Annotated in this window: 20 protein-coding genes; 8 read left to right on the top strand and 12 right to left on the bottom strand. The window is 73.7% G+C overall.

Going from position 1 to position 20,398, the window contains the following annotated elements; translation table 11 throughout:
- Positions 1–17: 17 nt before the first annotated feature.
- From WIS52_RS01515 to WIS52_RS01490, 6 genes are all read right to left on the bottom strand, one after another.
- Positions 18–1,649 (bottom strand): sensor histidine kinase, encoded by a 1,632-nt coding sequence (locus WIS52_RS01515; RefSeq protein ID WP_349296224.1) that lies wholly within the window; start codon positions 1,647–1,649, stop codon positions 18–20.
- Between the two features lie 88 nt (positions 1,650–1,737).
- Positions 1,738–2,403, bottom strand: a complete 666-nt coding sequence (locus tag WIS52_RS01510; protein ID WP_349296223.1) for a response regulator transcription factor — start codon at positions 2,401–2,403, stop codon at positions 1,738–1,740.
- A gap of 109 nt (positions 2,404–2,512) precedes the next feature.
- Positions 2,513–2,992 (bottom strand): DUF5130 family protein, encoded by a 480-nt coding sequence (locus WIS52_RS01505; protein ID WP_349296222.1) that lies wholly within the window; start codon positions 2,990–2,992, stop codon positions 2,513–2,515.
- Positions 2,979–3,221 carry an aa3-type cytochrome oxidase subunit CtaJ gene (gene ctaJ / locus WIS52_RS01500; RefSeq protein ID WP_349296221.1) on the bottom strand — a complete coding sequence of 81 codons (243 nt, stop codon included), beginning with the start codon at positions 3,219–3,221 and terminating at the stop codon, positions 2,979–2,981. The genes WIS52_RS01505 and ctaJ overlap by 14 nt, the downstream gene beginning before the upstream one ends.
- An 11-nt stretch (positions 3,222–3,232) precedes the next feature.
- The gene (locus WIS52_RS01495) at positions 3,233–4,663 is read right to left on the bottom strand and encodes a DUF2252 domain-containing protein (RefSeq protein WP_349296220.1); all 1,431 of its coding nucleotides are present in this window, start codon (positions 4,661–4,663) and stop codon (positions 3,233–3,235) included.
- Positions 4,664–4,694: 31 nt separating this feature from the next.
- Positions 4,695–5,315: a TetR/AcrR family transcriptional regulator gene (locus tag WIS52_RS01490; protein WP_349296219.1), complete on the bottom strand. Its 621-nt coding sequence runs from the start codon at positions 5,313–5,315 to the stop codon at positions 4,695–4,697.
- A gap of 102 nt (positions 5,316–5,417) precedes the next feature.
- Here WIS52_RS01490 and WIS52_RS01485 point away from each other — a divergent pair, with 102 nt between their 5' ends.
- Positions 5,418–6,344 (top strand): NmrA family NAD(P)-binding protein, encoded by a 927-nt coding sequence (locus WIS52_RS01485; RefSeq protein ID WP_349296218.1) that lies wholly within the window; start codon positions 5,418–5,420, stop codon positions 6,342–6,344.
- A 13-nt stretch (positions 6,345–6,357) separates the two neighbouring features.
- Here WIS52_RS01485 and WIS52_RS01480 read toward each other — a convergent pair whose 3' ends face one another.
- Together WIS52_RS01480 and rfbB are read right to left on the bottom strand one after the other, a co-directional pair.
- A complete protein-coding gene (locus tag WIS52_RS01480) occupies positions 6,358–7,707 on the bottom strand; it encodes a UDP-glucose dehydrogenase family protein (RefSeq protein WP_349296217.1) in 1,350 nt (449 codons plus the stop codon).
- A gap of 66 nt (positions 7,708–7,773) precedes the next feature.
- Positions 7,774–8,745: a dTDP-glucose 4,6-dehydratase gene (gene rfbB / locus WIS52_RS01475; protein WP_349296216.1), complete on the bottom strand. Its 972-nt coding sequence runs from the start codon at positions 8,743–8,745 to the stop codon at positions 7,774–7,776.
- Positions 8,746–8,830: 85 nt separating this feature from the next.
- Here rfbB and rfbD point away from each other — a divergent pair, with 85 nt between their 5' ends.
- Genes rfbD through WIS52_RS01460 form a run of 3 tightly spaced genes read left to right on the top strand, consistent with a single transcriptional unit; the run spans position 8,831 to position 11,267 of the window.
- Positions 8,831–9,667, top strand: coding sequence for a dTDP-4-dehydrorhamnose reductase (gene rfbD / locus WIS52_RS01470; RefSeq protein ID WP_349296215.1), 837 nt, complete (start codon positions 8,831–8,833; stop codon positions 9,665–9,667).
- Positions 9,664–10,548 (top strand): glucose-1-phosphate thymidylyltransferase RfbA, encoded by an 885-nt coding sequence (rfbA, locus tag WIS52_RS01465; protein ID WP_349296214.1) that lies wholly within the window; start codon positions 9,664–9,666, stop codon positions 10,546–10,548. The genes rfbD and rfbA overlap by 4 nt, the downstream gene beginning before the upstream one ends.
- Before the next feature lie 47 nt (positions 10,549–10,595).
- Positions 10,596–11,267, top strand: a complete 672-nt coding sequence (locus tag WIS52_RS01460; protein ID WP_349296213.1) for a GOLPH3/VPS74 family protein — start codon at positions 10,596–10,598, stop codon at positions 11,265–11,267.
- Positions 11,268–11,303: 36 nt separating this feature from the next.
- Here the strand turns inward: WIS52_RS01460 and WIS52_RS01455 are convergent, their stop codons facing one another.
- Genes WIS52_RS01455 through WIS52_RS01440 form a run of 4 tightly spaced genes read right to left on the bottom strand, consistent with a single transcriptional unit; the run spans position 11,304 to position 16,123 of the window.
- Positions 11,304–12,638, bottom strand: coding sequence for a glutamate-1-semialdehyde 2,1-aminomutase (locus tag WIS52_RS01455; protein ID WP_349296212.1), 1,335 nt, complete (start codon positions 12,636–12,638; stop codon positions 11,304–11,306).
- Positions 12,639–12,669: 31 nt separating this feature from the next.
- Positions 12,670–13,365 carry a hypothetical protein gene (locus WIS52_RS01450; protein WP_349296211.1) on the bottom strand — a complete coding sequence of 232 codons (696 nt, stop codon included), beginning with the start codon at positions 13,363–13,365 and terminating at the stop codon, positions 12,670–12,672.
- Positions 13,362–14,657 (bottom strand): O-antigen ligase family protein, encoded by a 1,296-nt coding sequence (locus WIS52_RS01445; protein WP_349296210.1) that lies wholly within the window; start codon positions 14,655–14,657, stop codon positions 13,362–13,364. The genes WIS52_RS01450 and WIS52_RS01445 overlap by 4 nt, the downstream gene beginning before the upstream one ends.
- Positions 14,654–16,123 (bottom strand): tyrosine-protein kinase domain-containing protein, encoded by a 1,470-nt coding sequence (locus tag WIS52_RS01440; protein WP_349296209.1) that lies wholly within the window; start codon positions 16,121–16,123, stop codon positions 14,654–14,656. The genes WIS52_RS01445 and WIS52_RS01440 overlap by 4 nt, the downstream gene beginning before the upstream one ends.
- Before the next feature lie 371 nt (positions 16,124–16,494).
- Between WIS52_RS01440 and WIS52_RS01435 the strand changes: the two genes are divergently transcribed.
- The 4 genes from WIS52_RS01435 to WIS52_RS01420 are packed head-to-tail and all read left to right on the top strand — an operon-like array spanning position 16,495 to position 20,388.
- Positions 16,495–17,574 carry a Gfo/Idh/MocA family protein gene (locus WIS52_RS01435; RefSeq protein WP_349296208.1) on the top strand — a complete coding sequence of 360 codons (1,080 nt, stop codon included), beginning with the start codon at positions 16,495–16,497 and terminating at the stop codon, positions 17,572–17,574.
- Positions 17,571–18,713: a DegT/DnrJ/EryC1/StrS family aminotransferase gene (locus WIS52_RS01430; protein ID WP_349296207.1), complete on the top strand. Its 1,143-nt coding sequence runs from the start codon at positions 17,571–17,573 to the stop codon at positions 18,711–18,713. Before WIS52_RS01435 ends, WIS52_RS01430 begins: the two co-directional genes overlap by 4 nt.
- On the top strand, positions 18,710–19,327 hold the full coding sequence (locus WIS52_RS01425; protein ID WP_349296206.1) for a sugar transferase: 618 nt from the start codon (positions 18,710–18,712) through the stop codon (positions 19,325–19,327). Before WIS52_RS01430 ends, WIS52_RS01425 begins: the two co-directional genes overlap by 4 nt.
- Positions 19,324–20,388 (top strand): GNAT family N-acetyltransferase, encoded by a 1,065-nt coding sequence (locus tag WIS52_RS01420; RefSeq protein WP_349296205.1) that lies wholly within the window; start codon positions 19,324–19,326, stop codon positions 20,386–20,388. Before WIS52_RS01425 ends, WIS52_RS01420 begins: the two co-directional genes overlap by 4 nt.
- The last annotated feature ends 10 nt before the right edge of the window (positions 20,389–20,398 follow it).

Genomic DNA, 20,398 nt, shown 5'->3' with positions numbered 1-20,398 from the left:
TGTGCGCAGGAACCGCATCAGTCGACCGCCGGAAGAGTGAGTACCGCCAGACAGCCGTGTGGATCTTCAGCTGTCCGGAGCACGAGCTTTCCGCCGTATTCATCAGCCAGTTGGGCGCTGATGTGCAGTCCCAGACCCGAGCCGCCGGCCGCCTCGTCGTGCACGCCGCGGGTGATGACGAGCTCGTCGCGCCCGTCGGGCAGGCCGGGTCCCTCGTCGCGGACCTCGATCCGGACGAATCCGTCGTCGGCCCGGCCGCGGACCTCGACCGGCGACCCGGGGGCGTGCCGGTCGCAGTTGGCGAGCAGGTTGGTGACGACCGCGCGGGTCACCTTCTCCGGTGCGGCGACGGCCGGGAGGCCGTCCTCGACCGTCACCGTGATCGCCTGCTCGGGCCGCAGGCTCACCAGCTGGTGCAGCACCACGTCCACCCGGTGCTCGGCCCGGTCGTCCGTACCGGAGCCACCGGAGGTCCCGGAGGCACAGGAGGGCGTCGCCTCGGGAACCGGCTCGAACTCCGGGCCGAGGTCGAGCAGCGCCGCGTCCCGCTGGTCGACGAGCGACGGCCCGGTGTCGGCGGGGTCGTCGACGGCCGGGCCGGTGAGCGCCATCGAGGCGGGCTGCTCCAGCATCTGCCGCAGCCGCCCGAGCTCGGCGAGCACCGCGTCGCGCAGCTGCTCGGAGGCGGGCCCGCCGTCGCGGTGCGAGAGCAGGTAGGCGGCGCCGGCGAGACCGGCCAGCCCGTTGCGGAGCTCGTGGTCCCGCTCGGCGGCCTGCTCGGTGGCCTTCTCGAGCAGCCGGGTCGCGTCCCCGAGGGTCTCCTGGCTGCGGTCGTACTCGTCCTGCAGCCGGGACACCGCCCGTAGCGCCAGGGCGAGCAGGGCGGAGAGCACCACCGCCATCCCGAGCACCCGCAGCGACGGGTAGACCAGGCCGGTCACCGGCTCGGAGGGGACGACGGTCCGGTAGAGCTGGGACACCGCGATCACCAGCAGGCCCAGCCCCATCCGGCTGCGCACCCGGCTCTGCCGCCGGTAGCCGTCGAACAGGAACAGCAGCGCGACCGTCGCCCAGCCGGTCTGGATGATGATCGACGGCAACGGGCTGCTGGCGAGCAGGGTGCTGAACGTGCTCTCCTCCTGCAGCGCGATCACCCCGCCGACGACGAGCGCGAGGACCGACAGCACCCAGCCGCCCCACGCGCCGAGCCGGGCCGGCGGGCGCAGCGCGGCGATGAGCGTGCACAGCCCGATCACCAGCATCGCGATCACCGCGAGCCGCGTGATGCCGGCGTTGCGCTCGCGCAGCACCAGCGCCGACAGCGGCAGCAGCACGACGCCGTAGAGCAGCAGTGCCGCGCCGAACCAGGACGGCCGCGGGTCGCCGGTCAGCCGGCCGGTCACCAGGGCGACGATCGCCGCCGCGGAGCCGATACCGGCCGCGGTCAGGGTCAGGACGGAGAACGAGGTCTCGAGATCGAGCCGCCCCACGACGACCGCGGGCCGGGTCAGCGCGACGACGAGCACGCACAGCGTGAGCACCACGCCGGCGTCGGCGAGGTGCCCGGTGACGAAGCGCGCGCGGCGGTACCGCCCGTAGACCCCGCCGAATCCGCCCGCCACCACCTGGAACTCCCTCTGCGCGTCCACAGAATTGATGAGTCGAGATGATAGAGCGTTCACGATCCACTGCGAGAGGGGGTGCCCCTGTCGCAATCGCGTCGTCACTGCCGCGTGATCACACGCCGGCCGCCTTGCGGTAGAGCGCGACGGCCTCCAGCTGGGACCCGACCTCGAGCTTGGTCAGCACCGCGCGGATCTGGGTGCGCACGGTCGCCAGGGACACCACGAAGTGGTCCGCGACGGCCTGCGCGCGCTTGCCGCCGGCCAGCAGCGCGAGCACCTCACGCTCGCGCTGGGTGAGCTTGGCGAGCTTCCCGCGCAGCTCGCGGCGCTCGAGCTCCCGGTCGCGGTGCAGCTGGATGAACTGCTCGCGCCGGCCCGGCGGCATCACCGACCGCCCGACCCGCGCCTCCCTGATGGCGCCCAGCAGCGCGGGGAACGGGGCGTTCTTCGGCACGAAGACGAACCCACCGGCGTCCAGCGCCGCGCCGACCCGGCCGGCGTCGGAGCTGCCGGACAGCACCACCACCCGCCAGCCGGACTCGACGAGCGGGCCGACCAGCCGGACACCGTCGATCCGGGACCCGTCGGCGTCCCGGCCGAGGTCGAGATCGAGGACGATCAGTCCCGGATCGGTGCGGCGGGCGTGCTCGAGCACCCCGGCCGCGGAACGGACCGGCACGAACTCCGCGTCCTCACCCTCGGCGCGCAGGTTGAGCGCGAGGGCGGACCCGACGAGCTCGTGGTCGTCGACGATCAGGATCGGGCTGCTTCCGGTCATGACCGGACCGCCCGGGCGGAACGCGACATGCGGACACCTTAAGGCCGAACGGCCGTTGGTGGTGTCCTCCACGCAACGGACATCGAACTGGTACGTCTACTCCTGTCGGTCAGGGGCGGTTGCCGGCCTGGTCGGCCAGCATCCGCAGCCCGGACAGCAGGCCGCCGAACAGGTCGCCCTCCTTGAACGAGGCGACCATGCTCATCAGCGCGAGCTTGGCCCCGCGGTCGGGCAGCCGGACCATCGCCTCGGACCCGGTGACGATCTCCAGCTGACGCTGCTGCGGGCTGACCGCGACCAGCACGGCCTCGACCCGGCCGTCGATGCGGTCGTGCAGCGCGACGGCCGACGCCCGGGCGTCCGCGCCGAGGTCGCCCAGGTACAGCGCGAACCGCAGGCCGGTCTCCCGGCTCGCCAGGGTCAGGGCGTCGTCCAGCCGGGCGAGCTGCACCGGCGTGAACGGGTGGTCCGAGGGGTCCGGCTCGTGGAACTCCTCGGCCACCGAGAGGCGGCCCGAGTTCGTGACGACGGAGCCCTCCGGGAGCTCTTCCTCGTTGCCGTCGAAGACGACGACGCTACCACCGGCCACCGGTACCTCCTCGGGTGTCGCTGTCCGCATCGGACGGGGACGCGGTGCGCTCCTGCAGGTGCGCACCCGCCGGGTTGGCGATCCAGAACAGGGGGGCGTACGGCCAGGGGTCGCCCGCGTTGTAGCGGGTGCGGCCGCTCCGGTTGCGCAGCGCGATCCAGGCCCAGATCGCGGCGTAGAGAACCACCGGCGCGACCACGAAGACCAGGATGGTTTCGACGACGGTCACGGCACGGAAACCTATCCGATGGCCTCGCCCGGCACCTGTGCAGGTGGCCGATCCGACAGCCTCCCGGATCGGATTGCGCGCAGCAAGGCCTGGTGGTCCGCCTCGGTCTGGTCGGCGTAGCGCCGGGCGAACCGGCACAGCGCCGCGGCGACCTTGCCGCCCCCGCCCAGATACCCGGCGATCATCGAGGCGCCCGAGGTGCGGGCGTGCCCCTTGGCGAGCAGCTGCCCGCAGACGGCGGCGTAGTCGGCCAGGGCGTGCGCGCTCAGCGTGTCGGGCACGATCGCGCCCTTCATGTCCCGGAACTGCCGGACGTAATACTGCTGGTCCCCGACGGTCGCCCACCCGAGCAGCGGGTCCGAGACGGTCTGCAGCGCCTGCTGGTACTCCACGACCCGCTGGCCCTGGTGGGCGTGCCAGGCCTCGTCGCCGTGCACGAACGGCCCGACGACCGACCGGCGGGCCTGCTTGAGCTGCAGGAACAGCACGTCGTCCGGGCTGGAGCCCTCGCACAGCACCAGGTACGCGCGCAGCCCGACCGACCCGACGCCGACGACCTTGTGGGCGACGTCGACGGCGTGGTACCCGCCGAGGATCCGGGCCCAGTGCGGCGGCAGCGTGGCCAGGTAGTCGTCGAGCGCGGCCAGGATCTTCTCGGTGCTCTCCGCGTCCGGGTGGGTGATCAGCGGTGGTTCGGTGACGATCCGGCGGTCACCGCCGTCGGAGGTCACGAACCGCGGCAGCGCGCGGTCGCTGGTGCGCTTGCGGGCCCGCTCGGCCGCCTTGTCCACCGCGCGGCGGGACTTCTTGTGCGGGGCGTCACCGCGCAGCGAGTCCACGTCCATCAGGTCGAACGACCGGGCCAGCAGCGGCTGGTCGGCCAGCGTCCGCAGGTGCGCGGCGTAGGCCCGCACGCACCGCTCGACCGCGGTCTGGCAGCGCTGCTCCGAGGTGCCCGACTCGCGCCCGGCGACCCAGGTGGAGGCGACCAGCCGGCGCAGGTCCCACTCCCAGGCGCCGGGGTGGGCCTCGTCGAAGTCGTTGAGGTCGAACACGAGCTCGCGCTCCGGCGAGGCGTAGAAGCCGAAGTTGCCCAGATGGGCGTCGCCGCAGATCACCGGATGGATGCCGGTCTCGGGGAGGACCGCGAAGTCGGCCGCGTGCAGGGCCGCGGCACCGCGCAGGAACGCGTGCGGCGAGGCGCTCATCCGCTGGATGCGCAGCGGGACGAGCTCGGGCACCCGGCCGGCGTTGGTGATCTCCACCAGGTCGATCGCGTCCACCCGGCGCAGCGACGATGACCAGGACGCCAGCATCGGCCGGGGCGCGGTCCGGCGCAGCTCCCGGCCGATGTCGTAGCGCTCGGCGCGCGGGGTCGACGGCCGGTGCAACGAGGCGAACGTCGCGTCGTCCGACCCGGCCAGCACGGGATGCGTGGTCATCCGCTGTTCCTACCGCGTGTGCACCCCCGCTTCACACCCCTCGGCCCACCTTCGCACCGGTCGCGGCGGGCGCGGAGCGTGGTCCCGAGGCGTGCAGCGGAGCGGTGTTCGGGCAGAGGCCCCGCTGCGCCAGGTGCAGGAGGCGCTGCGCGGCGTCCGGATCGCCGTCGGTGGCGGCACCGATCGCACCGGCGAGGGTCAGCAGGTCCGCGGTGCCCGCCGCCCGGTCCAGCGTGCCGGCCGCCAGCGCGGCGGCGGCCAGCGGCGCGGCGGCGTCGTGCACCCGGCGGCTGTGGCAGGTCAGGTCGTCGTCCGGGAACTCGGCCAGCAGCGTGTCGGAGACCCCGCGGGTGCACGCGATGTACCGGACGAGTTCGTCGAGCCAGACCCACAGCCCGGCCGCGGGTTCGGAGCGCGCGAGCTCGGTGGCCCGGAGGCAGAGCAGGTCGACCCCGTCGGCGAACACCGCCTCCAGCAGCTCGCGGCGCGACCCGAAGTGCCGGTGCAGGGTCGCCGAGCCGACCCCCGCGCGGCGGGCGATCTCCTCCAGCGAGGCGCCCGCCCCGTCCCGCGCGACGACCTCGACCGCCGCCACGAGCAACCGTTCCCGGTTACGACGGCGGTCGGCCCGCTCGCCGGTGCGCTGCGTCATACGAGGTTCCGATCGGTCGACAAACGGGGTGGCCCTCCATATCGTAGCCGTCGGCGAAACGGGGGCCCCCTCCGTTTGCTCTCGGGCGAGAAGGAGCGAGTGATGAGTGATCCGGTACTGGTGGCGGGTGCGACCGGCAAGCAGGGCGGCGCGGCGGCCCGGGCCCTGCGCGCGGCGGGAACCCCGGTGCGCGCGCTGGTCCGCGACCCGGGGTCGGCCGCGGCCCGGGCGCTGGCCGGGCTGGGGGTCGAGGTGGTGCGCGGCGACCTGGACGACCCGGCGTCGGTGGTGGCCGCGGCCCGCGGGGCGCGCGGGGTGTTCTCGGTGCAGATGCCCGATCTCGAGGACCTGCTCGGTGACCGCGAGATCCGGCACGCCCGCGCGATCGCCGCCGCCGTGCGCGAGACCGGCGTCGAGCAGGTCGTGCACACCTCGGTGAGCGGGGCGGGTGAGCACGGCCGGCCGGGCGCGGTCGATCCGGAGCTCTGGGGTGCGCACATGGCGCACTACTGGCCGAGCAAGCTCGCCGCGGAGGAGATCGTCACCGGGGCGGGTGCCGGGCGCACGACCGTGCTCCGGCCGTCGACGTTCATGGAGAACTTCGTGCCGCCGTCGATGTACCTGGCGGGCGGTGACTCGGCGGAGTTCGCGGTGCCGCTCGACGCCGACGTCGAGCACCCGTTCGTCGCGGTCGACGACATCGGCGCGGCGGCGGCCGCCGCGTTCACCGACCCGGACCGGTTCGACGGCGTCGCGCTCGAGCTGGCCGGGGAGCGCCTGACATTCAGGCAGGCGGTCCGGACGATCGGCGAGGCGTGGGGCACCGAGATCACCGTGACCGACGACCCCGAGGCGGCCCGGGCGAGCGGGCTTCCCGAGGCGTTCCTGCGGTCGTTCGCCTTCCTGGGCACCTACCAGGCGCCCGCCGCGCCGGAGGACGCCCGGCGGTTCGGGCTGCCGACGACCTCGCTGGCGACCTGGGCCCGGTCACACCCGCAGACCCTGCGCCCGGCCGTCGCGCACCGCTGACCGCGGCCGGACCTCAGACGTTGCGGCGGCCCAGCGCGCGATAGGTCCAGCCGGCGGCCTCCCAGGCCTCCCGGTCCAGCGCGTTGCGGCCGTCGAGCACCCGGCGGGTCCTCACGACCTTCCCGAACGCGGCCGGGTCCAGCTCGCGGTACTGCCGCCACTCGGTCAGCAGCAGCACCGCGTCGGCACCCTCGGCGGCCTCCTCCGGGGTGTCGACGCAGTCCAGCTGCGGCCACTGCCGCCGCACGTTCGCACCCGCCTGCGGATCGGTCACCCGCACGTTCGCACCCTGCAACTGCAGCTGCGCCGCCACGTTCAACGCCGGCGAGTCCCGGATGTCGTCGGAGTCCGGCTTGAACGCCGCCCCCAGCACCGCGATCCGCTTCCCCAGCAACGAGTCGTCACACACCTGCCGGGCCAGCTCCACCATCCGGATCCGACGCCGCATGTTGATGTTGTCGACCTCGCGCAGGAACGTCAGCGCCTGGTCCGCGCCCAGCTCCCCCGCCCGCGCCATGAACGCCCGGATGTCCTTGGGCAGACATCCCCCACCGAAGCCCAGCCCGGCATTGAGGAACTTGCGCCCGATCCGGTCGTCGTGCCCGATCGCGTCCGCCAGCTGCTTCACGTCCGCACCGGTGGCCTCGCACAGCTCCGCCATCGCGTTGATGAAGCTGATCTTCGTGGCCAGGAACGAGTTCGCCGCGGTCTTGACCATCTCCGCGGTCGCGTAGTCGGTGACCACCTTCGGCGTCCTCGCCGCGACGATCGTGGAGTACACCCGGTCCAGCAGCGCCTCGGCCGCGGTGCCCGCCTCGCCGTCGGGCAGCCCGTAGACCAGCCGGTCCGGGTGCAGCGTGTCCTGCACCGCGAACCCCTCGCGCAGGAACTCCGGGTTCCACGCCAGCATCGCCTCCGGCACCCGCTCGGCCACCTGCTCGGCCAGCCGCGCCGCGGTCCCCACCGGCACCGTCGACTTGCCCACCACCAGCTCACCCGGACCCAGTACGTCGATCAACGACGCCGTCGCCGCCTCCACGAACGTCAGGTCCGCCGCGTACTCCCCCCGCCGCTGCGGGGTCCCCACACACAGGAAGTGCACCGACGCCCCGGCCGCGTCCTTCATGTCCGACGAGAACGACAACCGCCCCGACGACAACGACCGCCCCAGCAGCTCCTCGAAACCCGGCTCGAAGAACGGCACCCGGCCCGCCGAGAGCGCCTCGGCCTTCGCCGCGTCCACCTCGATCCCGACGACCTCGTGACCCAGCTCGGCCATCGACGCCGCATGCACCGCACCCAGGTACCCGCAGCCGATCACCGAGATCCGGACCGGTCCGCTGCTGCCCGCGTTCTCCGACATGGGCGGGAGGCTATCGGGCGTTCCGCCACGCTCGGCACCGGTCGGGGCGAAGTTCGCGTAAAGCCTTCACACGGTGAGCGGTTCCCACCAGTCGCGGTGCTCGCGGTACCAGGTCACGGTCTCGGCCAGACCCTCGCCGAACCCGCGCCGGGGCACGTACCCGAGCTCGTCGCGGATCTTCGACCAGTCCACCGAGTAGCGACGGTCGTGCCCCTTGCGGTCCGGGACGCGCTCGACCATGTCCTCGCCCGCGCCCACCGCGGCCAGCAGCCGGGTGGTCAGCTCGCGGTTGCTCAGCTCGATGCCGCCACCGATGTTGTAGACCTCCCCGGACCGGCCCTTCGCCGCGGCCAGCGCGACGCCCCGGCAGTGGTCGTCGACGTGCAGCCAGTCGCGCACGTTGCCACCGTCGCCGTAGAGCGGGACCTTCTTCCCGTCGAGCAGGTTGGTCACGAACAGCGGGACGACCTTCTCCGGGAACTGGTGCGGGCCGTAGTTGTTCGAACACCGCGTCACGACGACGTCGAGGCCGTGCGTCCGGTGGTAGGACCGGGCCAGCAGGTCGGACCCGGCCTTCGCCGCGGAGTAGGGCGAGTTCGGCTCCAGCGGGTGGGTCTCCGGCCACGACCCGGAGTCGATCGAGCCGTACACCTCGTCGGTCGAGACGTGCACGAACCGGCCGACGCCGGCGTCCAGCGCCGCCTGCAGCAGCACCTGGGTACCGACCACATTGGTCGTCACAAAGTCTGCGGCGCCGGTGATCGACCGGTCGACGTGGGTCTCGGCCGCGAAGTGCGCGATCAGGTCCACACCGGACACGACCTCGGCGACGCGGTGCGGGTCGCGGATGTCGCCGCGCTCCACCCGCAGCCGGGGCGAGTCGCGCACCGTGTCGAGGTTCTCGATCCGGCCGGCGTAGGTGAAGGCGTCGAGGACGACGACGTCCGCGCCCGTGAACGCCGGGTAGCCGTCGGCGATCAGCGTCCGTACGAAGTGCGAGCCGATGAATCCCGCCCCGCCGGTGACCAGTACGCGCATCCGTCTCCCCCGCTCACGACCCGATCTCCCAGACCCCAGGCGAGCGTGCCAGAGTGCCCCGGTCGGACGGCGATGAGGGGGACACGTGCGCGCGTGCGTACTGGGGGCGAACGGCCAGCTCGGCCGGGCGCTGACCGCCGCGCGTCCGGACGCGGTGGCGCTGGGCCGGGACGGTCTGGACATCGGCGACGCCGCCGCCGTCGAACGTCACGACTTCTCCGGTGTCGACGTGGTGTTCAACGCCGCCGCGCACACCGCCGTCGACCGGGCGGAGACCGAGCCGGCCGCGGCCTGGCGGGTCAACGCGCTCGGCCCGGCGCACCTGGCCGCGGCCGCGGACCGGTACGGCTTCACGCTGGTGCACGTCTCCACCGAGTACGTCTTCGACGGCACCGCCGCCGGGCCGATGGGCGAGGACACCCCGCTCGCGCCGCTCGGCGTCTACGGCGCCTCGAAGGCGGCCGGTGAGCTGGCGGTGCGGGCCGCGCCGCGACACCTGGTCGCGCGCACGAGCTGGGTGGTGGGCGACGGCGGCAACTTCGTCGCGACGATGACCCGGCTGGCCCGCGACGGGGTCTCCCCCGCCGTCGTCGACGACCAGGTCGGGCGGCCGACGTTCGCCCCCGACCTCGCCGCGGCCCTGGTCGCGCTCGCCGGCCGGGGCACCACCGGGACCGTGCACGTGACCGGCGACGGCGACCCGGTCAGCTGGTGCGGCCTGGCCCGGGAGGTGTTCGCGCGGTGCGGCCGGGACCCGGCCGACGTCCGTGCCGTGTCGACCGCCGAGTACACCGTGGACAAGCCGCACCTGGCGCGCCGCCCGGCGAACTCGGTGCTGGACCTGACGCTGCTCGCCTCCACCGGCGTCGTGATGCCGTCCTGGAAGGACTCGCTGGACGTCCACATGGGAGCGTCTGCGTGAAGGGCATCGTGCTGGCCGGTGGCACCGGGAGCCGGCTGTTCCCCGTCACCAAAGCCGTCTCCAAACAGCTGCTGCCGGTCTACGACAAACCGATGATCTACCACCCGCTGACCACCCTCATGCTGGCCGGCGTCCGGGAGATCCTGCTCATCTCCACCCCACACGACCTACCCGGCTTCCAGCGCCTGCTCGGCGACGGCACCCACCTCGGCCTCCAGATCACCTACGCCGAACAACCCCACCCCAACGGACTCGCCGAAGCCTTCCTCATCGGCGCCGACCACGTCCGCGACGGCCCCTCCGCCCTCGTACTCGGCGACAACATCTTCCACGGCGGATCCTTCGGCGACCTACTCCGCCGCCGCGCCCACGACGTCGCCAACGGCACCCACGGCTGCGTCCTGTTCGGCTACCCGGTGCGTGATCCCGAGCGCTACGGGGTCGGTGAGGCCGACCCCGACGGCACGCTGATCTCCATCGAGGAGAAACCCGCGAAACCCCGCTCCGACCGCGCCATCACCGGGCTCTACCTCTACGACCACACCGTCGTCGACATCGCCGCCACCATCACCCCCAGCACCCGCGGCGAACTCGAGATCACCGACATCAACCGCACCTACCTCGCCCAAGGCCGCGCACACCTGCAAGACCTCGGCCGAGGCTTCGCCTGGCTCGACACCGGCACCCACGAATCACTCATCGACGCCGGCCAGTACGTCCGCACCCTCGAGAACCGCCAAGGCATCCGCATCGCCTGCATCGAAGAAGTCGCCCTCCGCATGGGCTGGATCACCCCCGCACAATGCCGCGCCCTCGGCGAAGCCCAGGCCGGATCCGGCTACGGCGAGTACGTGGTGACCGTCGCCGACCAGTTCCGCTGAGTCCTCCGACTGGGCGATTCCGCTCCACAACGTTAGCCTCGTCCGCTATGGGGGACCTGCTGCTCAGCGAGGAACTGCTGCTCATCGCGCTGGACGACGAGACCGGCAAGCCCGGCACGTGGTTCGAGAAGAAGAACCTGCACGGCGCGCTGGTCTGCGACCTGATCGAGACCGGCGCGGTGACCGTCGACCGGAAGAAGCTCCGGCCCGCGCAGCCGCCCACCCACCCGGTGCTGTGGCAGATCTACGACAAGATCGCCGAGAGCAAGCGGGACCGCAGCGTGTCGCACTGGGTGACCTCCGGGCTGCCCTGGACGTTCAGCAAGCCCGTCGAGCTGATCGGCGAGAAGCTCGTCGCCGACGGGGTGCTGGGCCACGAGGAGGGCCGGGCGCTCGGCCTGTTCCGCACCACGCGGCTGCCCGAGGCCGACCCGGGCCCCGAGCGGGTGCTGCGTGAGCGGCTGCGGTCGGTCCTGGTGACCGGCACCGAGCCGGGCGCGCACGACGCGCTGCTGATCACGCTGCTGCACGCGGCGAACCAGGTCAAGGAAGCGCTGTCCGGTGTGGATGCCGACCAGCGCAAGGTCGGGGTCAAGCGGGCGAAGCAGATCGCCAAGGAGCTCAAGGACAACCCGGTCGTCAAGGCCCAGTACGACGCCGCGATGGCCGCCGCCGTGGCGGCCGCGACCACCGTCGCGGTGACGTCCGGCTCGAACTGACCCCCACCCCCGCGGCGGGGTGCGGGACCGGAGCCGTCAGAGGCGGCGGGGTTCGGCGTAGCGGCGGTGGGCCGGGGCGACCGGGCGCCCGCTGAACAGGTCCTCGGGACGGCCCGACTCCAGGGCCTTGCGGTAGGCGGGCAGGGCGCCGCGGACGGCCTCGACGGTGCGGGCCACGTCGTCGTCGGTGTGCGCCGCGGAGATCACGTAGGACTGCCCCAGCACCCCGCGCAGCAGGGTCTCGGCCAGGAACAGCGTGCGCATCGGCTGGCTCGGGTTCCCGTCGGTGTCGCGGGTGCGGAAGACCATGCAGGACGGCCGCCCGGCGGTGTCCAGGTACTCGCCGAGCCCGGCCTCGGCGACCACCTCGGCGACGCCCGCCGCGAGCGCGGCGCCCTGGCGCTCCATCGTCGCGACCGGGTCGGTCTCGGTGTAGGCGCGGACGACCGCGCGGAACGCCGCCAGCGACACGGTCTCGGCGCCGTTGGTGCTGGAGAGCAGGAACACCCGCTCGCGGTCGGTGTTCAGCCCGCCGAGCTCCATGAGCTCGCGCCTGCCGGCCAGCGCGGCGATCGGGAACCCGTTGCCCATCGCCTTGCCCCAGGTCGACAGGTCCGGGGTCACCCCGTACACGCCCTGGGCGCCGTGCGGCGACCAGCGGAACCCGGTGATCGTCTCGTCGAAGACCAGCACGGTGCCGTGCTCGGAGCAGAGCGCACGCACCCCCTCCAGGTAGCCGGGGGCGGGCTCGTTCATCGCCGTCGCCGCCTCGAGGATCACGCAGGCGATCCGGCCCTCGTGCTGCTCGAGAAGCGAACGGAGGGCGGGCAGGTCGTTGTACGGGAACGGCCGGCCCAGGTTCCGGGTCGCCTCCGGGACACCGGAGTTGACCGGCAGCGTCCCGACGAACCAGTCCTGCGAGCTGAAGTACGGCTGGTCGGAGCAGAACGCCACGAGGTCGCGCCCGGTGGCGGCCCGGGACAGCCGCACCGCCGCGGACGTCGCGTCCGAGGCGTTCTTGCCGAACTTCACCATGTCCGCGCCCGGCACCAGGCCGAGGAAGTCCTCCGCGGCCGCGAGCTCCAGCTCGGTGGGCCGGCTGAACGACAGGCCGTCGCCGAGCACCGCGCGCACCGCGTCGACCACCGGCCGGTAGCCGTGGCCGAGGGTGACCGCCCGCATGCCCATGCCGTACTCGACGAACTCGTTGCCGTCGACGTCGGTCACCCGGGCGCCCTCGCCCCGGACCAGCACCGGGGCCATGCCCTCGGGGTACTGGTCGGAGCCCTTGGCGAAGGTGTGGGCACCCCCGGGCACCAGCCGGTGCAGCGAGGCCTGCAGGGCGGACGACCGGTCGAAGGCGACGCTCATACCCCGGGGTTCGCAGCGGACCGTCCCGGCGTTAGCCGGGCCAGGCCAGCCATTCGCGTCGCTCCAGGTACCCCTGGACGAGCCCGACGTACTGCAGCGCCTCGGCGTCGCGCCAGAAACCGGAGTAGTGCGCCCCGATGCACCCCCACTCGTCGCCGCGCCCGCGGCCGTCGTAGAGGTCGCCCTCGAAGCAGGCCCGGCGCAGCCCCAGCGACCAGTCCAGGTTGTACGCGGTGCTCCGCGCCGAGTACGGGTACGTCCCGGTCCAGTACGTCGACTTGATCTGCAGCAGCCCGTAGCTGACCCCGCCGTCGCCGCGGGTCGACTGCCGCCAGTCGCTCTCCTGCAGGGCCTGGGCGCGGGTGAGGTCGGTGTCGAACCCCCACTTGCAGGACGTCCACTGGATGATCTCGTCGGTCGTCCCGGTGAAGTCGCCGGTGACCCGCCGGTGCAGCGCCTCGGCCGCCGGTGTCTCCCACTCCCGGGAGGCGACCGGGCCGGGCGGCACCGTGTGGTTCGCCTCGTGGTTCTCCGGCCGGGGCTCCCAGGACGCCCGGGTCACCCGGGCCGCGCACTGCGCGTCGGTCGGGAGCGGCGCCCCGGGCGGCAGGGTCGGGGTGGCGCCGAGCTCGGGCGCACCGCCCGGTTCCGGCGCCACCCGCAGCACGACGAGGACGGTCGCGGCGACCAGCAGCACCACCGCGACCAGCACCGGCCCCCGTCTCACGGCCCGGCCCGCGCCGGGAGCCGCCGGGGCCCGCCGGCCGGTGCGCCGCCCACCAGCAGCACCAGGAGCACGACGACGAACCAGCCGAGCGGCTCGGTCAGCCGGGACTCGGTGACCGCGTAGCAGCACACGGTGGTCACCAGCGCGACCGGCCACACCCCGAGCGGCCCGCGCCCGGTCAGGAACCGGCGGGTCGCGGTGATCGCGATCTGCCCGAGGGTGCACGCCACGAGGAGCACCCCGACGGCGCCGGCCTGCAGCGCGACGTTCAGCGCGTCGTCGTGGCTGTGGTCGATGGGGTAGCCGACCATCTGGCGGATCGTGTCGCCCACCCGGTCGCCGCCGGCCCACACCGCGGCCCAGCCGTGCCCGAGCCACGGCGCCGTCGTGACCTGCGCCCAGGACGCCGACCAGATCTCGGTCCGCCCGGTCAGCGAGGTGTCCCGGCCCAGCGCCCCGGCGAACCGGCCGAAGCCCGCGAGCACGAGCACCAGCAGCAGCACCACGCACCCCGCGAACGCGGTCGCCGGCGCGGCCCGCCGCCCGCGGGGGAAGGACCGCACGGCGGCGACGACGGCGGCGACCGCGATCCCGGCGGCGACGCAGACCAGCGCGGTCGAGGACTGCGCCGCGACCAGGGCACCCGCCAGCACGACGACCGGCAGTACCCGTGCCGCCCGCGACCAGCCCGTCACGCGGCCACCGCACACCGCGCTGACCAGCCCCAGCGCCAGCACGTGGGCGCCGATGTTGCTCTGCTCGTAGATGCCGCGCAGGGCACCGGACTTGTCCGCGTCGAACGCCTGCGCCGCCTCCACCGGCACCAGGGCGAGCGACAGCACCGCGGCGGTGGTCGCCCCGGCGACGATCCCGCGCACCACCGCCCGCGCACCGAACGTGCTCACCGAGACGATCGCCAGGAGGGTGCCGGCGACCAGGGTGCCCACCCCGACCAGGGTCTGGTCCGGATGGTCCGACCAGAACAACGAGGTGGCGCACCAGCCGAGGAACAGCAGCGGCCAGCCCGGCATCCGGACGTCCTCCGCCCGCAAGCCGCGGCGCAGCAGCACCACCAGGCCGACCGCGCACAGCGCGGCGATCGAGATCCGGATCGGGACGCCGGCCGGCCCGGACGCGAGGACGACGGACGCGGCGACGAACACCGTCCCGGCGAGGTCGCCGCGGCCGAGGTCCCCGGGCCGGGGACCCGCGACGGGCTGTGGACCCGCGAGGCGCTCCGGGCCCGCGACGCCGGCGGTGCCGAGGGCGTCCACGGTGCCGGGCGAGGTCATCCCTGCAGACCGCTCGGCGTCCGCGGCCCCGCAGCGGACTGCGACCCGCGAGCGGGCTGCGGTCCGGGAGACGGCTGCGGCCCGGGAGACGGCTGCGGCGGCCGCACGACCTCGGTCCACTCCGGACCGCTGTCGACGGTCGTCCGGTGTGGACGGCCTGCGGCGCCGGCCGGCTCCATGGCCAGGACGGTGCCGAGCACCCGGCCCCCCACGTCGCGGACGGACCCGATCGCCGACCGCACGTCGGACTCGGTCGTGTGGTCACACCGGCAGACGACGACGATCCCGTCGGTCGCGGGCGCGATCGAGCCGCCGTCGGAGTACGCGAGCAGGGCCGGGACGTCGACGACGACCTGGTCGTAGCCGGAGCGGAGCGTGTCGAGCACGGTCCGCAGGTGCGGCCGGGACAGCAGGTCCCCCGGGTTCTCCGCCGCCGCGCCCGCCACGAGCACGTCGATGCCCGCCCGGTGCCGGATCGTGCCGGCCGTCCGGACCCCGCCGGCGAGGATCCCGCTCAGCCCGTCCGGTCCCCCGTCGAGTCCCAGCAGGCGGCCGACGGACGGGTTCCGGAGGTCGGCCTCGACCAGCAGCACCCGCCGGCCGGCGGCCCCCAGCGCCCGGGCGAGCGCGACGGCGGTGGTGCTGCCGCCGTCCCCGGGCCGGCAGCCCGCGACCGCGATCACCTGCGGGGACCGGCCGCCGCCCGCGACGAGGACGGTGTTGCGCAGCCGCCGGGCGCCGTCCGCGAGCGCCCCGTCGGCGGCGAACAGCTCCGGGGGCTCCGCTCGCCGGCTCCCGCGCACCTGGCCGAGGACGCCCAGCGTGGGCACCCCGGAGGCCTCCGCGAGCCCGGCCGCGGAGTCGACCCGCCGGCGCGACGCGTTCTGCGCCAGCGCGACCACGACGCCGGCCGCGGCACCGAGGAGCAGGCCGATGCCGGCCGTCGCGAGCACCGGCAGCGACGACGGCGCGGCAGGCGGCTCGGCCGGCTGCACCACGCGCGCGACGACCCCGGCGGGCTGATCGGGTCCGGGCGTGGTGTCGTCGAGCCGGCCGACCAGCCCGACCACGGCGTCGCGCGTCGCGTTCGCCATCGCCGCGGCCGTGGCCGCCGACGGGTCCGTCACCTCGATCTGGACCAGCTCCGAGTCCGGCAGGTTGGTCGCGGTGATCCGGAGGTCGTTCGGGTCGGCGACGCCGAACTGCTGGGCCACCTGGTCACGCACCCGCGCGCTGGTGGCCATCTCGGTGTAGACCTGCGCCTGCTCCTCGGCCAGCTGCGACCGCTGGTAGGCCGCCGAGGGATCACCGGAGAGCTCGGACCCGACGAAGATCGAGGTGCCGGCGGTGTACTCCGGGGGCACGACGAAATGGACGGCCGCTCCGGCGAGTAATCCGATCGCTGCGCAGAGCAGGATCGCGAGCCAGCGCAGCCGGAATGCATGTAGATACGCCTGGAGACTCATTGCACACTCCCCGTGAGTGTCGATCGAACACATTCTGAGAATCGCATGAAACCGTGACCTCCGGCGACGATCTGGACATTCCCGCCGCAGCCAACACCTGCCGATCACGGCGCCGACCACCGGCATCGACCGCCTTCGACCTGCGTGTCGGCGCCACCGCGATGCACGTTACAACGGACTCCAAGAATGCAGCCACCCGTCATGAACGAATCCGCTGCGCGCTCGCACGACTACCTATCGCATACCACCGTTCCGCCATTTGAATGACTCTCATTTCCCAATGTAACGGCACCTGTGAGGGTCCCGATTCGTGGCATCGGGAGGGCGTGTGAGCCGACAGATCGGCTCGGAGACCGTGGAGGAGACATCCGATGAGATCACCAGGAGAGGGCGTCCACGTGGCCGTCGTGGGATACGGCTACTGGGGGTCGAAACACGTTCGCGTGCTGTGCTCGATGCCCTCGGTGGCCGTCACCGTCGTCGACGAGCACACCGGCCGCCTCGCCGAGGCGCTCAGCCGCCACCCGGGGATCCGGGTCGCCGAGCACGTCCACGATGTCCTGGACGACGTGGACGCCGTCGTCGTCGCGACCCCGCCCGGGAGCCACGCCGCCGTCGCGCTGGCCGCGCTCGACGCCGGGTGCCACGTGCTCGTCGAGAAGCCCCTGACGACGACCGTCCCCGACGCCGAGACGCTGGTGGACCGCGCGCGCCGGGCCGACGTCCGGCTGATGGTCGGCAACACCTTCGAGTACAACCCCGCGGTCGCGCGGCTGCGCGAGATCGTCCGCTCGGGCGTGCTGGGCCGGATCCTCTACATCGACACCGCGCGGCTGAGCCTGGGCCGCTACCAGAGCGACGTCAACGTGGTCTGGGACCTCGCCCCGCACGACATCTCGATCGTGTCCTACCTGCTCGACGAGATGCCCGCCGCCACCGCGGTGTGGGCGCAGCGCAACATCGGCCGCCGGCACGCCGACATCGCCTACCTGCGGCTGAGCTTCGAGCGGTCCCGCACCCAGGCGTTCGTGCACGTCAGCTGGCTGGACCCGAACAAGGTGCGGCGGGTGACGGTGGTCGGGGACCGGAAGATGGCCGTCTACAACGACCTGTCCGACACCGAACGGATCCGGATCTACGACGCCGGCGTCGACTCGACCACGCTGGACGGCTCGCCCGAGGCGCACGCCATGCCGGTCACCTACCGGACCGGCGACATCACGTCGCTGGCCGTCCCGTACAGCGAGCCGCTGCTGGTGCAGGACCAGCACTTCCTCAGCTGCGTGCGCACCGGCGAGACGCCCCGCACCCCCGGGAGCCGGGGTCTGGACATCGTGCGCGTGCTCGCCACCGCCGACGACATGGGCGGCAGCTGGCCGATGGTCTCCGGCGGGTTCGTCCCGGCCCCCATCGCACCCGGCTCCGCCACGACCCCGGTGGCCGCCTCGTGAACGCCACCGTCCCCGGCACCGTCACCGTCCCCTTCCTGGACCTCGCCGCCGACAACGCCGTCCTGCGCGACGATCTCGACCTCGCGTGGAAGTCGGTCACCGGCCACGGGCGGTTCGTCGGCGGCCCGGAGGTCGCGGCGTTCGAGACCGCGTTCGCCGGGTTCTGCGGGACCCGGCACGCGCTCGGGGTCGGCAACGGCACGGACGCGCTGGAGATCATCCTGCGGTCCCTCGGCATCGGGCGGGGTGACGAGGTCATCGTGCCGGCCAACTCGTTCGTCGCGACCGTCGAGGCGGTGTGCACGGCCGGGGCGCGGCCCCGGTTCGTCGACGTTCTCCCGGACACGCTGCTCCTCGACCCGGACCAGGTCGCGGCGGCCGTCGGCCCCCGGACCGCGGCCGTGATCGCGGTGCACCTGTTCGGGCAGATGGCCGACATGCCCGCCCTGGAGGCGATCACCCGCGCGCACGGTCTCGCCCTGGTCGAGGACGCGGCCCAGGCCCACGGGGCGGAGTTCGCCGGCCGGCGGGCCGGCTCCGTCGGCGTCGCGGCGGCCTTCAGCTTCTACCCGGGGAAGAACCTCGGCGCACTCGGCGACGGCGGCGCCGTCGTCACCGACGACACCGGTCTCGCCGCTCGGATGCGGTGCCTCGCCGACCACGGCCGGTCGGACACCGACCGCCACCGGCACCCGCTGCGCGGCGTCAACAGCCGGCTGGACACCTTGCAGGCGGCGATCCTGCTCGCGAAGCTGCCCGCGCTCGACGCCGCCACGGCACACCGGCGGGCCGCGATGACGCTGTACCGGGACCTGCTCCCGGCGTGCTGCACGCCGGTGGTGCAGCGGCCCGAGGCCGCGTCGGTGCACCACCTCGCGGTGGTACAGGTCGACGACCGCGCCGCGGTGACGGCCCGGCTGGACGCGCACGGCGTCGGGTGGGGTGTGCACTACCCGGTGCCGTGCCACCGGCAGCCGGCGTTCGCCGAGTTCGCGGACGGGCCGCTGCCGGTCACCGAGGCGGCCGCCGGGAGGATCCTCTCGCTGCCGATGTACGCGACCATCGCCGCCGAGACGGTCGGGATCGTCTGTGCGGTCCTCGCCGGAGGCGGGGCCGTCCTGTCCGGGGCCCGGCCATGAGGGCGACGACGACGCGGGCGATCGACCTGCTCGGCGCCGCCACCGGTCTCCTCCTGCTGGGGATCCCGATGCTGGTCGTCGCCGGGCTCGTCCGGCTCACGAGCCCGGGGCCGGCGCTGTTCCGCCAGCGGCGGGTGGGCCGCGACGGGCGCCTGTTCACCCTCTACAAGTTCCGCACCATGCGGGCCGACGCCGACGACTCGGCCCTGCGCAGGTTGATCGAGGGCGAGCTCACCGGCCGGCCGACGCAGGTCGGCGGCAGCTACAAGCTGCACGGCGACGACCGCATCACCCCGGTCGGCCGGTGGCTGCGGTCCTCCAGCGTCGACGAGCTCCCCCAGCTCATCAACGTCCTGTGCGGACGGATGTCGCTGGTCGGGCCCCGGCCGTGCCTGCCGTGGGAGGCCGAGATGTTCCCGTCGCGCTACCGCGCACGCTTCTCGGTCCGCCCCGGGATCACCGGGCTCTGGCAGGTCAGCGGCCGGAGCACCCTCGGGACGCTGGACATGCTCGCGCTCGACGTGCGCTACGTGCAGGACCGCAGCGTCGCCCGCGACCTGTCCATCCTGGCCATGACCGTCCCGGCCCTGCTGCGCGACGGAGGTGCGCGATGACGTCCACGACGACCGGCACGATCACCCGGGTCGACCCGCGCTCGGATCCACTGTGGGCACGGCTGGCCGGGAGCTGCCCGGGCAACGTGTTCACCTCACCGCCCTGGCTGCGCGCGGTCTGCGGCACCTACGGGTTCACCCCCGAGGCCCGGATCGTGCACGCGGACGACGGCGAGCCCGCCGCCGGTGTCGCGTTCGTCGACCTCGACGACGTGCGGGGACGGCGCCGGACCAGCCTCCCGTTCTGCGACCGGGCCGATCCGCTGGTCCGCGACCCGTACGCCTGGCCGGCGCTCGCCCGCGACGTCGCCCGTGACGCCGCCCACGACGGGGTCCCCTGGACCCTGCGCCGGGTGGCCGGCGAGCTCGGCGACGGCTGGGTGCTCCGGGAGACCGGACGGCAGGCGCTGCACACCACCCCGCTCGACGGCGACCTCGACGAGCTGCACGCGCGGCTGCACCCGGGGGCGCGGCGCAACCTGCGGGCCGCGGCCGCGCACGGGGTGACGGTGCGGGCGTCGAGCACACCGGAGGCGGTCCGCGTCGTGCACGCGATGCACGCCGAGCTGCGGCGGGGCAAGTACCGGATGCTGGCGCCGCCGCTGTCGTTCTTCGAGAACGTCCGGGCCGAGTTCGCCGGCGACGACGCGGTCGTCGTGCTCACCGCGGTCGCCGACGGCACCCCGATCGCGGCGGGGCTGTTCCTGATCTGGCGGGACACGCTGTACTACAAGGTCGGCGCGTCCGACCCCGCCGGGCTGCGGGCCCGCCCCAACGACGCGTTGTTCTGGGCGGCCGTCGAGTGGGCCGTCGGGCGCGGGCTCCGCGAGATCGACTGGGGTGTGTCCGATCTGGACCAGCCGGGGCTGATCGCCTACAAGCGGAAGTGGGCGAGCGCCGAGGAGCAGGTCGTCCGGCTCTCGCCGGCCGGCCCCGCCCGCCCGGCGACGTCCGGGGCGGACCAGCTCCTGCACGGCCTGACCGACCTGCTGACCCGCCACGACGTGCCGCACGACGTGACCGTGCAGGCCGGCGCCCTCCTCTACCGCTACTTCGGCTGAGGAGGGGGCG

This window comes from Pseudonocardia nematodicida, assembly GCF_040105385.1.
Lineage (GTDB): Bacteria > Actinomycetota > Actinomycetes > Mycobacteriales > Pseudonocardiaceae > Pseudonocardia > Pseudonocardia nematodicida.
The sequence above is the reverse complement of the archived record's forward strand: the minus strand, read 5'-3'. Positions and strand labels throughout refer to the sequence as shown.

Excerpts from the sequence above, each read along its gene's own strand:
- WIS52_RS01510 (WP_349296223.1), bottom strand. The coding sequence starts at position 2,403 with ATGACCGGAAGCAGCCCGATCCTGATCGTCGACGACCACGAGCTCGTC.
- WIS52_RS01495 (WP_349296220.1), bottom strand. The coding sequence starts at position 4,663 with ATGACCACGCATCCCGTGCTGGCCGGGTCGGACGACGCGACGTTCGCC.
- WIS52_RS01490 (WP_349296219.1), bottom strand. The coding sequence starts at position 5,315 with ATGACGCAGCGCACCGGCGAGCGGGCCGACCGCCGTCGTAACCGGGAA.
- WIS52_RS01485 (WP_349296218.1), top strand. The coding sequence starts at position 5,418 with ATGAGTGATCCGGTACTGGTGGCGGGTGCGACCGGCAAGCAGGGCGGC.
- WIS52_RS01480 (WP_349296217.1), bottom strand. The coding sequence starts at position 7,707 with ATGTCGGAGAACGCGGGCAGCAGCGGACCGGTCCGGATCTCGGTGATC.
- rfbB (WP_349296216.1), bottom strand. The coding sequence starts at position 8,745 with ATGCGCGTACTGGTCACCGGCGGGGCGGGATTCATCGGCTCGCACTTC.
- WIS52_RS01460 (WP_349296213.1), top strand. The coding sequence starts at position 10,596 with ATGGGGGACCTGCTGCTCAGCGAGGAACTGCTGCTCATCGCGCTGGAC.
- WIS52_RS01455 (WP_349296212.1), bottom strand. The coding sequence starts at position 12,638 with ATGAGCGTCGCCTTCGACCGGTCGTCCGCCCTGCAGGCCTCGCTGCAC.
- WIS52_RS01445 (WP_349296210.1), bottom strand. The coding sequence starts at position 14,657 with ATGACCTCGCCCGGCACCGTGGACGCCCTCGGCACCGCCGGCGTCGCG.
- WIS52_RS01440 (WP_349296209.1), bottom strand. The coding sequence starts at position 16,123 with ATGAGTCTCCAGGCGTATCTACATGCATTCCGGCTGCGCTGGCTCGCG.
- WIS52_RS01435 (WP_349296208.1), top strand. The coding sequence starts at position 16,495 with ATGAGATCACCAGGAGAGGGCGTCCACGTGGCCGTCGTGGGATACGGC.
- WIS52_RS01425 (WP_349296206.1), top strand. The coding sequence starts at position 18,710 with ATGAGGGCGACGACGACGCGGGCGATCGACCTGCTCGGCGCCGCCACC.
- WIS52_RS01420 (WP_349296205.1), top strand. The coding sequence starts at position 19,324 with ATGACGTCCACGACGACCGGCACGATCACCCGGGTCGACCCGCGCTCG.